At 57.9% G+C, this 12,281-nt stretch carries 10 protein-coding genes; 2 read left to right on the forward strand and 8 right to left on the reverse strand.

Features of this window, described 5'->3' with window-relative positions; genetic code table 11:
- Nucleotides 1-39 precede the first annotated feature (39 nt).
- Both rbn and HB664_RS18460 read left to right on the forward strand, forming a co-directional pair.
- Entirely contained in the window at nucleotides 40-957 is a 918-nt protein-coding gene (gene rbn / locus HB664_RS18455) for a ribonuclease BN (RefSeq protein ID WP_219939967.1), read from the forward strand.
- 64 nt (nucleotides 958-1,021) lie between these two features.
- On the forward strand, nucleotides 1,022-2,026 hold the full coding sequence (locus HB664_RS18460; protein ID WP_033146077.1) for a chemotaxis protein: 1,005 nt from the start codon (nucleotides 1,022-1,024) through the stop codon (nucleotides 2,024-2,026).
- A 198-nt stretch (nucleotides 2,027-2,224) separates the two neighbouring features.
- On the opposite strand, the gene nuoN is transcribed toward HB664_RS18460, so the two are convergent.
- The 8 genes from nuoN to nuoG all read right to left on the reverse strand — a co-directional run bounded on the left by nuoN (nucleotide 2,225) and on the right by nuoG (nucleotide 12,250).
- A complete protein-coding gene (nuoN, locus tag HB664_RS18465; protein ID WP_029740937.1) occupies nucleotides 2,225-3,682 on the reverse strand; it encodes an NADH-quinone oxidoreductase subunit NuoN in 1,458 nt (485 codons plus the stop codon).
- 6 nt (nucleotides 3,683-3,688) lie between these two features.
- Entirely contained in the window at nucleotides 3,689-5,218 is a 1,530-nt protein-coding gene (gene nuoM, locus HB664_RS18470; RefSeq protein WP_023312532.1) for an NADH-quinone oxidoreductase subunit M, read from the reverse strand.
- A gap of 76 nt (nucleotides 5,219-5,294) precedes the next feature.
- A complete protein-coding gene (gene nuoL / locus HB664_RS18475; protein ID WP_014884634.1) occupies nucleotides 5,295-7,136 on the reverse strand; it encodes an NADH-quinone oxidoreductase subunit L in 1,842 nt (613 codons plus the stop codon).
- Complete coding sequence (gene nuoK, locus HB664_RS18480; RefSeq protein WP_003861496.1) at nucleotides 7,133-7,435, reverse strand: NADH-quinone oxidoreductase subunit NuoK; 303 nt, start codon at nucleotides 7,433-7,435, stop codon at nucleotides 7,133-7,135. The genes nuoL and nuoK overlap by 4 nt, the downstream gene beginning before the upstream one ends.
- Nucleotides 7,432-7,986 (reverse strand): NADH-quinone oxidoreductase subunit J, encoded by a 555-nt coding sequence (gene nuoJ, locus HB664_RS18485; RefSeq protein ID WP_023312534.1) that lies wholly within the window; start codon nucleotides 7,984-7,986, stop codon nucleotides 7,432-7,434. Before nuoJ ends, nuoK begins: the two co-directional genes overlap by 4 nt.
- A 10-nt stretch (nucleotides 7,987-7,996) precedes the next feature.
- A complete protein-coding gene (gene nuoI, locus HB664_RS18490) occupies nucleotides 7,997-8,539 on the reverse strand; it encodes an NADH-quinone oxidoreductase subunit NuoI (protein WP_003861491.1) in 543 nt (180 codons plus the stop codon).
- A gap of 13 nt (nucleotides 8,540-8,552) precedes the next feature.
- The gene (gene nuoH, locus HB664_RS18495) at nucleotides 8,553-9,530 is read right to left on the reverse strand and encodes an NADH-quinone oxidoreductase subunit NuoH (protein WP_008500211.1); all 978 of its coding nucleotides are present in this window, start codon (nucleotides 9,528-9,530) and stop codon (nucleotides 8,553-8,555) included.
- The gene (gene nuoG, locus HB664_RS18500; protein WP_123282370.1) at nucleotides 9,527-12,250 is read right to left on the reverse strand and encodes an NADH-quinone oxidoreductase subunit NuoG; all 2,724 of its coding nucleotides are present in this window, start codon (nucleotides 12,248-12,250) and stop codon (nucleotides 9,527-9,529) included. Before nuoG ends, nuoH begins: the two co-directional genes overlap by 4 nt.
- Nucleotides 12,251-12,281 lie beyond the last annotated feature (31 nt).

Consider the following 12,281-nt stretch of genomic DNA (forward strand, 5'->3'; position numbering starts at 1 on the left):
ACTAAACCCCTCCCCGTTCGGCAAAGGGCTGATTGCGTTATGGAACTGATTTTTCTGGGTACGTCCGCTGGCGTGCCAACCCGCTCACGGAACGTGACGGCGATCCTGCTGGATCTTAAGCATCCCACCCGCGGCGGGCTGTGGCTGTTTGACTGCGGTGAAGGGACGCAGCATCAGCTGTTACACACCGCTTACCACCCCGGCAAGCTGGATAAAATTTTTATCACCCATCTGCATGGCGACCATCTGTTTGGCCTTCCCGGCCTGTTGTGCAGCCGCTCGATGGCCGGTAACGCCAACCCGCTGACGATTTACGGGCCAGCGGGTATTCGTGAATTTGTCGAAACTACGCTGCGCCTGAGCGGGTCATGGACAGATTATCCGCTGGAGGTCGTTGAGATTGCCGAAGGCCTGGTTTTTGATGACGAGGATTATCGGGTTACCGCTCAACCGCTCAATCATCCTGTCGAGTGCTATGGCTACCGTATTGATGCGCATGATAAACCCGGCGCGCTGGATGCCGCCGCGCTGATGGCCGACGGCGTAAAACCCGGGCCGCTGTTCCAGCGTCTGAAGCACGGAGAGACCGTCACGCTGGAGAACGGACGCGTCATTAACGGCAAGGATTATCTCGCCGCACCGCAGCCCGGCAAAAAACTGGCGATTTTTGGCGATACGGCCCCGTGCCCGGCGGCACTCACGCTGGCTCAGGGCGTGGACGTCATGGTGCATGAAGCGACGCTTGAAACGGCGATGGAAGAGAAAGCCAACAGCCGGGGCCATAGCTCCACGCGTCAGGCGGCACAGCTTGCCCTCGACGCGGGCGTCGGGCGGCTCATCGTCACCCACGTCAGCTCGCGCTACGACGCGCGGGGCTGCGAAAAGCTGCTGGCAGAGTGCCGCGCGCTGTTCCCGGAATGTGAGCTGGCCGAAGATTTCGCTCAGGTTAGCGTTTAGTCCTTCATTTTTCCCTGAGGATGCCGATAACGATTAAAAGGTCAGCATTTCTCTCGAGGGTAGAATGGATAATTTCCAGAAAGATATTGATGACAGGGCGAATCTGACCCTGTCGAACCGTTTTGAACTGTTGCTGTTCCGTCTTGGCACCTCTCTTAACGAAAATAAATCCGAGCTGTTTGGCATTAACGTCTTTAAGCTGCGTGAAATTGTGCCGATGCCGGAGTTCACGAAACCCGCCGGGATGAAGTCACCGCTGATGGGAATGGTGAATATTCGCGATCAGGTGATCCCGGTGATTGACCTGGCCGCCGTCGCGGGCTGTAAGCCAACCACCGGGCTGAACATCCTGCTGATCACCGAATATGCGCGCAGCGTGCAGGCGTTTGCCGTGGAATCGGTTGAGAACATCATGCGTCTGGACTGGAAGCAGGTGCATGCGGCGGAAACCGCCGTCAGCGGTCGCTACATCACCAGCATCGCGTGTCTTGACGAGAAGACCGATACCAACGATCTGGCGATGGTGCTGGACGTTGAGCAGATCCTGTATGACATCACCCCGGCCAATCACGATCTGCACGCCACGAACCTGAAGACCACCAAATTCCATATCAAACCGGGCGCTGTCGCCATCGTCGCGGAAGACTCCAAAGTGGCGCGCTCGATGCTGGAGAAAGGTCTGCAGGCAATGGAGATCCCGGCACAGCTGCATATCACCGGCAAAGACGCGTGGGAAAAAATCGGCGTGCTGGCGGCGCAGGCCCAGGCTGAAGGGGTTCCCATCACCGATAAGATCGCTCTGGTGCTGACCGACCTCGAAATGCCGGAGATGGACGGTTTTACGCTGACGCGCAAAATCAAAACCGACCCGATATTGAAGGACATTCCGGTCGTGATCCACTCTTCCCTGTCCGGCAACGCCAACGAAGACCATATTCGCAAGGTGAAGGCGGACGGGTATGTGGCGAAGTTTGAGCTGAACGAACTGTCGTCGGTGATTGAGGAAGTGCTGGACCGCTCGATGAAGAAGATTGACGGGCCGTTGATTAGCCGGAAGCAGCTGGCTTAGTCGGATGGCGCTACGCTTACCCGACCTACAAAACCCGTAGGCCCTGCAAGCGTAGCGCCGCTGGGCAAACCATAAAAAAACCCGCCGAGGCGGGTTTTTTCGTTACGTGCGGGCTGGTGCCCTCACCCCGTCCCTCTCCCACCGGGAGAGGGCGCAAACATTAAAAAAGGCAACTTTCGTTGCCTTTTTGCTTTCACCTTACATCAGCGGCATCGCTCGCTGCACGATATCAATCAGCGGCTGCGGATAGATACCGAAGATCAGCACCAGCAGTGCGGAGATAAGCACTACGATACCACCGGCGCTGTACTGCCAGTTGGTTGGGGCATCACGGTTGAGCTGCTGAGGCGCGCTCAGGTACAGGCTCACGGCAACACGCAGGTAGTAGTAGAGACCAATCGCGGAGCCGATAACCACGCCCGCGGTCAGCCACCACAGGTGCGCCTGCACACCGACGGCCAGCACGTAGAACTTACCGATAAAGCCGAGCGTCATCGGGATACCTGCCAGAGAGAGCATCATCACGGTCATTACCGCGGACAGGATCGGACGGTGCCAGAACAGACCACGGTAGGAGAACAGTGAATCGGCATCCGGGCCACGGTACGGGCTGGACATCAGGCTCACCACGCCGAAGGCGCCGAGGCTGCTGAACAGGTAACCGGCCAGATACACGCCCACGGCTTCCATCGACATCTCACCGCTCTGCAGCGCAATCAGCGCCACCATCAGGTAGCCCAGATGAGAGATAGACGAGTAGCCCAGCAGACGCTTGATGTTGGTCTGGCTCAGCGCCATCAGGTTACCGAAGATGATGGAGACGAACGCGATAATGCCCAGCACCACGCGAACCGCTTCGCTGTCACCCACAGGCGCGTACAGGAACAGACGCATGACCACACCGAAGATAGCGATCTTGCTCGCCGTCGCCAGGAAGGTCGATACAGGAGCCGGGGCGCCCTGGTATACGTCTGGCGTCCACAGGTGGAACGGCACCAGAGAGAGTTTGAAGCCGAGGCCAACAATCATCATGCCCAGACCCGCCAGCAGCAGCGGCTCATGCAGCATGCCGTCACCGAGGCTCTTGCCGAGCGCCATGAAAGAGAGGTTACCGGACTGTGCGTACAGCAGCGCAATACCAAACAGCAGGAACGAGGACGCAGCAGCAGACAGAATGGTGTACTTGATGCTTGCTTCCAGGGAGCGCTTCTGACGGAAGGCGTAACCAATCAGGCCGAACAGCGGCAGAGAGATCAGCTCAATACCGAGGAACAGCGCGGCCAGGTGGTTCGCATTCGCCAGCAGAATGCCGCCCAGCGCGGCAATCAGAACCAGCAGATAAAACTCTTCTTTGTTGTCGTTGTAGCCTTCGAGCCACGGGTACGCAAAGGTACAGGTTGCCAGGCTCGCCAGCAGCACCAGACCGGTATACAGCATGGCGTAACCGTCAACGCGCATCAGCGGGGTGACGTCCATCGCCCCACCCTGGCCAACAAACCAGAGAGAGACTAACGCGGCGTTCAGGCCGATGACCGACAGCGTGGCATTCAGGAAGTGATTGCGTCGCCACGCAATGGAGAGCATCACAACCACCACCGTCAATCCGACGATCAGCAGCGGTAGCAGCGCGATCAGTTGTTGTGGAGTTATTGTCATGGCGAATTACGGCCTTGTAGTAGAAGCAGAATTAACAAACCACTGCTGGATGTTACCCATCGCGCTATGCGAGGTATCCAGAATCGGCTGCGGGAAGAAGCCCAGCAGCACCAGCAGTACGACCAGCAGCAGGATGATGAACAGCTCACGCAGCGACATCCCCGGCAGTTCTTGTGCAGCAATTTCGCTCTTCGCTTTACCGAAGTAGGCGCGGTGCAGCATCGCCAGCGAGTACACTGAAGCGAATACCAGACCAAAGGTGGAGATCACGGTAATCACCGGAACCACTTTGAAGCTGCCGAACAGAATCATAAATTCGCCGACGAAGTTACCGGTACCCGGCATCCCCAGGGTAGCCACCGCGAAGAACATGGACAGCGCTGGCAGCCATTTAATTTTGCTCCACAGGCCGCCCATCATACGCATGTCGCGGGTATGCAGACGTTCGTACAGCTGACCGCACAGGATGAAGAGGCCGGCTGCGGACAGACCGTGCGCAATCATCTGGATCACCGCGCCCTGGTACGCCAGCTGGCTGCCGGTGTAGATAGCAATCAGCACGAAGCCCATGTGGGAAACGGAGGTGTAGGCAATCAGACGCTTGATGTCGTACTGCGTGAAGGCCATCCAGGCACCGTAGAAGATACCGATCACACCCAGCCACATGGCAATAGGTGCGAACTCTGCGGAGGCATTCGGGAACAGCGGCAGTGCGAAACGCAGCAGACCGTAGGCCGCCGTTTTCAGCAAGATACCCGCCAGGTCAACGGAACCCGCCGTTGGTGCCTGAGAGTGCGCGTCTGGCAGCCAGCCGTGCAGCGGAACGACCGGCATTTTCACCGCGAACGCGATGAAGAAGCCCAGCATCAGCAGGTATTCAACGCCGTGGGACATTGGCGTTTTCAGCAGATCTTCGTAGTTGAAGGTCCAGGTTCCGGTCGCGTTGTGGTGAACAAACACCAGCGCCAGAATAGCAATCAACATCACCAGACCACTCGCCTGGGTATAGATGAAGAACTTAGTTGCCGCCGTGATACGCGTTTTACCGTCGGACGCCTTGTGGCCCCACAGCGCGATCAGGAAGTACATCGGCACCAGCATCATCTCCCAGAAGAAGAAGAACAGGAACATGTCGATGGCAAGGAACACGCCGATCACGCCGCCCAGGATCCACATCAGGTTCAGGTGGAAGAAGCCCTGGTATTTTTCGATTTCTCGCCAGGAGCAAAGTACCGCCAGAACACCGAGCAGACCGGTCAGCACTACCATCAACAGCGACAGACCGTCAATCGCCAGGTGGATCGTAATGCCGAAACGCGGGATCCACGGCAGGATGAACTCAGACTGCCACTGCGGAATGCCCGCAGACTGGGTCAGTGAGTAACCGCCCTGCAACCACAGTTGCAGGCCAAGCGCGAGCGTCAATCCCATGGTGATCAGCGCGATCCAGCGCGGCATCTTCACGCCAAAGCGTTCAGTCTGCCAGCACAGGAAGCCGCCGATGAAGGGAATTAATATTAGCCAGGGTAGTAACATGGCGATTTACATTCCTTTTTAAGGCCCCCAGCAGGGGCCTGATTTTCAACGAATTCGAATAAAATTCACTTAACGATCAACGCAACACCATCAGCAGCGCCAGCACGACAACCGCACCGATGCTCATGGACGCCACATACCAGCGCAGGTAACCGTTCTCGCTGTACAGCAGGCCTTTACCTGCAAAGCGGGAAAGGATCGCCGGGATATTCATCAGGCTGTTCAGTGGGTCGCGCTTCAACAGCCACGCAATGCCCAGGAACGGCTTAACGAAGATCATGTCGTACAGCCAGTCGAAGCCCCACGCGTTGTACCACCAGGTGCCCAGCAGACGGCCCGGCGCACTGTTGGCAACGGCAGTCACCAGCGTACGTTTGCCCAGCCACAGCCATGCAGCGATCAGGATGCCCGCGATAGCGACCACACCGGAGGTGATTTCAAGCGTCAGAACGCGACCGTGCTCAAGCTCGGTGGTGTCTGGCAGTACGCCCTGCAGCGGTGGCACAATCATCGCGCCAACGAAGGTGGACAGTACCAGCAGCACAATCAGCGGCAGGTGGTGGGTGATCCCCTTCCCTGCGTGAGCGTGAATTTGTTCTTTACCGTGGAATACGATGAAAATCATACGGAAGGTATACAGGGAGGTCATGAACGCACCGACCAGACCCGCAACCATCAGATTGATATGACCATTCGCCATGGCACCCGCAAGGATTTCGTCCTTACTGAAGAAGCCCGCGGTGATCAGCGGCAGTGCCGCCAGCGCCGCGCCGCCCACCAGGAAGCAGACATACACCAGCGGAATGGACTTACGCAGTCCACCCATCTTGAAGATATTCTGCTCGTGATGGCAGGCCAGAATCACGGAACCGGATGAGAGGAACAGCAGCGCTTTAAAGAACGCGTGCGTCATCAGGTGGAAAATGGCTGCATCCCACGCCTGAACGCCCAGCGCCAGGAACATGTAACCAATCTGGCTCATGGTGGAATACGCGAGAACACGCTTGATGTCGGTCTGCACCAGCGCGGCAAAGCCTGCCAGCACCAGCGTGACCGCACCGACGATACCCACCAGATGCAGAATTTCCGGGGTCATCAGGAACAGGCCATGGGTACGCGCAATCAGGTAGACACCGGCGGTTACCATGGTCGCGGCGTGGATCAGCGCGGAGACAGGGGTTGGACCCGCCATCGCGTCGGCCAGCCAGGTCTGCAACGGCAGCTGCGCGGATTTACCCACGGCGCCACCCAGCAGCATCAGCGTTGCCCACCACAGCATGTTGTTGCCTGCAGCGAAGTGCGCCGGCGCCAGTTCCACCATTTCGCGGAAGTTCAGCGTGCCCAGTTCGTTGTAAAGAATGAACAGCGCGAAAGCGAGGAAGACGTCACCCACGCGGGTCACGACGAACGCTTTCATGGCCGCTGCGCCATTCTTCGGATCGGTGTAGTAGAAACCGATCAGCAGGTAAGAACACAGACCTACGCCTTCCCAGCCCAGATACATCAGCAGCAGGTTATCGGCCAGCACCAGAACAACCATGCTGGCGATAAACAGGTTGGTGTAGGCGAAGAAGCGGGAGTAACCCTCTTCACCGCGCATATACCAGGAGGCGAACATGTGGATCAGGAAGCCCACGCCGGTGACCACGGAGAGCATGGTCAGCGAGAGGCCGTCCAGCACCAGGTTGAAGCCGATATTGAAATCACCGACCGACATCCAGGTCCACAGCGGCACGCTGAAAGGCTGACGCCCGTTGTTAAAGAAGTCGATACCCGCATACGCCGTCACCAGCGCAGCCAGACCGATGGAGCCAATGCCCACGGTCGCAGACAAATTCTCAGACCAGCGGCCGCGAGAAAACGCCAGCAGCACGAAGCCAATCAGCGGAAAAATAATGGTTAAGGCAAGCATGTTCATCCACGCAACTCACTTACTGAATCGATGTTCAGGTTCTGGCGGCGACGATGGAGCTGCAGCAACAGCGCCAGGCCAATACTCGCTTCGGCAGCCGCGAGGCTGATGGCGAGAATGTACATCACCTGACCATCGGTCTGGCCCCAGTAGCTTCCGGCGACCACGAAGGCCAGCGCGGAGGCGTTAATCATGATTTCCAGACCGATCAGCATAAACAGCAGATTGCGGCGGATAACCAGACCGGTCAGACCCAGAACGAATAAAATCGCAGCGAGGATCAGTCCATGTGTTAAGGGGATCATGCGCGCTCCTCCGTTTTTCTTTTCGCGCGGTCGTCAGTGCGGTTGCTCAGCACCTCGCCAGCACGCTCTTCGCGGCCAACGTGGAAAGCAACAACCAGACCTGCCAGCAGCAGCATTGAGGCCAGTTCAACCGCCAGAACGTATGGGCCAAAGAGGGTAATACCGACCTCTTTAGCGCCGATCGGCGTGCCGTCGATGCCCTGATCGTTGACGCCCAGAATGGCGTAAACAATCACCGCCAGCATGATGGCCGACAAAATTGCCGGGCCAATCCACACCTGCGGTTTTAACCACTGACGTTCCTGCTCAATTTCAGAGCCGCCCAGGTTCAGCATCATCACCACGAACACGAACAGCACCATGATGGCCCCGGCGTAGACGATGATTTCCAGCGCACCGGCGAAGTGCGCGCCCAGTGCGAAGAACACCCCGGAAATGGCCAGCAGCGAGATGATTAAGTACAGCAGCGCATGCACCGGATTGGTGTGCGTAATCACTCGCAGCGTAGCCAGGATGGCGATAAGGCCACAGATATAAAAAGCGAATTCCATTGCCCTCTCCTTACGGTAACAGGCTCTTGACGTCGATAGGCTTAGCTTCGTTCTCTGCTTCGCCCTTATCTTTGCCGTCGATTGCCATACCCGCCATCCGGTAGAAGTTATATTCCGGGTATTTGCCCGGACCGGAAATCAGCAGATCCTCTTTCTCGTACACCAGGTCCTGACGCTTGTACTCACCCAGCTCGAAGTCTGGAGTCAGCTGAATCGCCGTGGTTGGGCACGCTTCTTCACACAGACCGCAGAAGATGCAGCGTGAGAAGTTGATGCGGAAGAACTCAGGGTACCAGCGGCCGTCTACCGTCTCTGCTTTCTGCAGAGAGATACAGCCGACCGGACACGCTACCGCACACAGGTTACAGGCAACGCAGCGCTCGGAACCGTCCGGGTCGCGCGTCAGCACGATACGGCCACGGTAGCGCGGCGGCAGATATACCGGCTCTTCCGGGTACATCCGGGTTTCGCGTTTGGCAAACGCGTGCAGGCCGATCATCCAGATACTGCGTACCTGGGTACCAAAGCCTACCAGTAATTCTTTTAAGGTCATGGTCTATAGCCCCTTATGGCTGCTGCCAGAGAATGACAGCCGCCGTTACCAACAAGTTGACGAGCGTCAGCGGCAGGCACACTTTCCAGCCGAAGGACATTACCTGGTCATAACGCGGACGCGGTAACGCTGCGCGAATCAAAATGAACATCATCATGAAGAACGCGGTTTTCAGCGCGAACCAGATGAACGGCGGTAAGAACGGGCCATGCCAGCCACCGAAGAACAGCGTTACCATCAACGCGGAAATGGTGACGATACCGATGTACTCGCCCACGAAGAACAGACCGAATTTCATACCGGAATATTCGATGTGGTAACCGTCGGCCAGTTCCTGTTCGGCTTCTGGCTGGTCAAACGGGTGACGGTGACACACCGCCACGCCCGCGATAGCAAAGGTAATAAACCCAAAGAACTGCGGGATAACGTTCCAGATGTCAGCCTGGTTATTGACGATGTCGGTCATGTTGAATGAACCGGCCTGCGCCACCACGCCCATCAGGGAGAGACCCAGGAACACTTCGTAGCTCAGCGTCTGCGCGGAAGCACGCATCGCACCCAGCAGCGAGTATTTGTTGTTACTGGACCAGCCTGCGAACAGCACCGCGTACACCGCGAGGCCTGCCATCATCAGGAAGAACAGAATGCCGATGTTCAGGTCAGCGACCACCCAGGTCGGGCTGACCGGAACGATAGCAAACGCCAGCAGCAGCGAGGTGAAGGCGATCATCGGTGCCAGAGTAAAGATCACGCGGTCAGAGAAGCGTGGGATCCAGTCCTCTTTAAAGAACATCTTGATCATGTCCGCGACCAGCTGGAGTGAACCACCCCAGCCCACGCGGTTCGGTCCGTAACGGTTCTGGAACAGACCGAGCAGACGACGTTCACCAAAGCTCATGAACGCGCCGCAGGTGACCACCACCAGCAGGATAACGATCGCTTTCAGAATGCTCAGCAGGATGTCGATAAGATCCGGCGTTAACCAACTCATGCTTTTGCCTCCTGCAGATTATCAAGACGCGCACCCGCCAGAACCGGCGCGATGCCAGGCATACCCATCGGCAGACCCACCTGCCCTGCTGTCAGACCTTCGGAGATAATCAGCGGCAGGCTGATTGTCTGGCCGTCATAGCTAAAGGCGATGTTCGCGCCCGCGTTTACGCCAAGCTTCGCGGCATCCGCCGGGTTGAGCTTGATGTAAGGCTGCGGCATACGGGTCTGGAAGACAGGCGAACGCTGAGACAGCTCGTCGCTACCGAACAGATGGTAGTACGGCGCGATACGCCAGCTGCCATCCTGCGCCTGGAAGCTCGCCGGTACGGCGGTGAAGAAGTCCAGACCGGTTTCGGAGGCTTCAATCAGACGCACGCCCGGATCGCCGTGACGCAGGGAGCCACCCACTTCAGCCTGGAACTTGTTCCATGCCTGCGGGGAGTTCCAGCCCGGCGCCCATGCGAATGGGATTTGCGAACGCGGCGCAGACGGCTGGTTGTTCCCTTCCATAGAGAAGGCGAACATGGTGTCTTTATCCTGCGGCTGGCGCGGTTCGTGCACGCTGATATTGGCGCGCATCGCGGTACGGCCGCTGTAACGGTGCGGTTCACGCGCCAGTTTCTGGCCGCGAATGCGGAAGCTTGCTTCAGGTGCGGCATCTTTAATGCCTGCCAGCTGAGGCAGTTTTTCCACTACCGCGTCGATAACGTGGTCGAGCTGCGTCCAGTCCACTTCACGGCTCTGCACGGTGCTGTGCAGGGAGTGCAGCCAGCGCCAGCTTTCCAGCATCACGGTGTTGCTGTCGTAGTACGCCGGATCGTAAACCTGGAAGAAACGCTGGGCGCGACCTTCGTTGTTGATAACGGTACCGTCGCTTTCTGCGAAGCTTGCCGCAGAGAGCACCAGGTGCGCTTTGTCCATGATCGCGGTGCGCTGATGGTCAATGACCATTACCAGCGGCGCTTTGGAGAGCGCGGCGTCAACGCGAGCGGCAGAGGCGTGGCGATGCAGATCGTTTTCCAGCACTACAACGGCGTCAGCGGCACCGGACTCCAGTTCGCTTAACGCTGCTTCCAGCGAGCCGCCGCCGATCATGCCCAGACCAATGCTGTTCACCGCACGGGCAATCATGGTCACACCGACATCAGCACCGCGGCCTTTCAGGGCTTTGGCAACGTTGGCTGCCGCCTGAATGATCTCCGCGCTGCCGGCGTTGGTACCGGAAATAATCAGCGGTTTTTTCGCACCCGCCAGGGCCTGAACAATCACGTCGACCTTGTTCTGCAGGTCGCGATCCAGTTCAACGGCCGGCGAGCTGCTGTCCAGCGCGTGGGCAATGGCAAAGCCGAGGCGCGCCTGATCTTCAACCGGCGCGCAGTAGGTCCACGCGGCGATATCGTCCAGACGGGTGTTGTCGACGTTGGTCACAAACAGAGGATGCTTCGCGCGCTGGCCGATGTTCAGGATCGCCGCAATCTGCCAGTCAGCCACTTTCTGCGCCGCTGCCATTTCACGTGCTTTCCCCTTCACCGCCTGACGAACCGCCAGAGCCGCGCGTGCGCCCGTCTGCGTCAGGTCTTCACCCAGCACCAGGACCGCATCATAAGATTCGATTTCGCGCAGCGCAGGGGTATGAATACCGCCTTCACGCAGCACTTTCAGTACCAGCTGCAGACGTTCCTGCTCGCCCTGAGCGATACCGGTATAGAAGTTTTCCGCTCCAACCAGCTCGCGCAGCGCAAAGTTGCTTTCGATGCTGGCACGCGGGGAGCCGATACCGATCACTTTCTTCGACTGGCGCAGAATATCTGCCGCGCCCTGCATCGCCTGCTCAGCGTTCAGGGTAATGAAGTCGTCGCCACGGCGCTGAACCGGCTGACGCGGACGGTCCTTCAGGTTCACATAGCCATAGCCGAAACGACCGCGGTCGCAGAGGAAGTAGTGGTTAACGGTACCGTTGTAACGGTTTTCGATACGACGCAGCTCGCCGTAACGCTCACCCGGGCTGGTGTTACAGCCGAGGGAACACTGCTGGCAGATGCTTGGCGCAAACTGCATGTCCCATTTACGGTTGTAACGCTCGGAGTGGGTTTTATCGGTGAATACGCCTGTCGGGCAGATTTCTACCAGGTTACCGGAGAATTCGCTTTCCAGCACGCCGTCTTCCGGACGACCGAAGTAGACGTTATCGTGCGCGCCATACACGCCCAGATCCTGACCGTCTGCGTAATCTTTGTAGTAACGCACGCAGCGGTAGCAGGCGATGCAGCGGTTCATTTCGTGAGAGATGAACGGCCCCAGGTCCTGATTACGGTGGGTACGCTTGGTAAAGCGATAGCGACGGAAGCTGTGGCCGGTCATCACGGTCATATCCTGAAGGTGGCAGTTACCGCCCTCTTCACAGACCGGACAGTCGTGCGGGTGGTTGGTCATCAACCATTCCACAACGCTTTCGCGGAACTGTTTAGCTTCTTCGTCATCAATCGAAATAAAAGTGCCTTCGGTGGCTGGCGTCATACAGGACATCACCAGGCGACCACGCGTGTCTTCCGCGTTTTGATATTGCTTCACCGCACACTGGCGGCAAGCACCGACGCTGCCCAGCGCCGGATGCCAGCAAAAGTACGGAATATCGAGGCCAAGAGACAGACAAGCTTCCAGCAGGTTGTCCGCCCCGTTGACTTCGTATTCTTTGCCGTCTACATGAATCGTAGCCATTAGCATGCTTCCAGTTGGCTCGGTCGAAACC

The sequence above is a fragment of the Enterobacter sp. DNB-S2 genome, from assembly GCF_019443845.1.
GTDB classification, from domain to species: domain Bacteria; phylum Pseudomonadota; class Gammaproteobacteria; order Enterobacterales; family Enterobacteriaceae; genus Enterobacter; species Enterobacter asburiae_B.

Bases quoted from the DNA above. Each gene is read 5' to 3' on its own strand.
- rbn (WP_219939967.1), top strand. From the start codon at position 40: ATGGAACTGATTTTTCTGGGTACGTCCGCTGGCGTGCCAACCCGCTCA.
- HB664_RS18460 (WP_033146077.1), top strand. From the start codon at position 1,022: ATGGATAATTTCCAGAAAGATATTGATGACAGGGCGAATCTGACCCTG.
- nuoN (WP_029740937.1), bottom strand. From the start codon at position 3,682: ATGACAATAACTCCACAACAACTGATCGCGCTGCTACCGCTGCTGATC.
- nuoM (WP_023312532.1), bottom strand. From the start codon at position 5,218: ATGTTACTACCCTGGCTAATATTAATTCCCTTCATCGGCGGCTTCCTG.
- nuoL (WP_014884634.1), bottom strand. From the start codon at position 7,136: ATGAACATGCTTGCCTTAACCATTATTTTTCCGCTGATTGGCTTCGTG.
- nuoK (WP_003861496.1), bottom strand. From the start codon at position 7,435: ATGATCCCCTTAACACATGGACTGATCCTCGCTGCGATTTTATTCGTT.
- nuoJ (WP_023312534.1), bottom strand. From the start codon at position 7,986: ATGGAATTCGCTTTTTATATCTGTGGCCTTATCGCCATCCTGGCTACG.
- nuoI (WP_003861491.1), bottom strand. From the start codon at position 8,539: ATGACCTTAAAAGAATTACTGGTAGGCTTTGGTACCCAGGTACGCAGT.
- nuoH (WP_008500211.1), bottom strand. From the start codon at position 9,530: ATGAGTTGGTTAACGCCGGATCTTATCGACATCCTGCTGAGCATTCTG.
- nuoG (WP_123282370.1), bottom strand. From the start codon at position 12,250: ATGGCTACGATTCATGTAGACGGCAAAGAATACGAAGTCAACGGGGCG.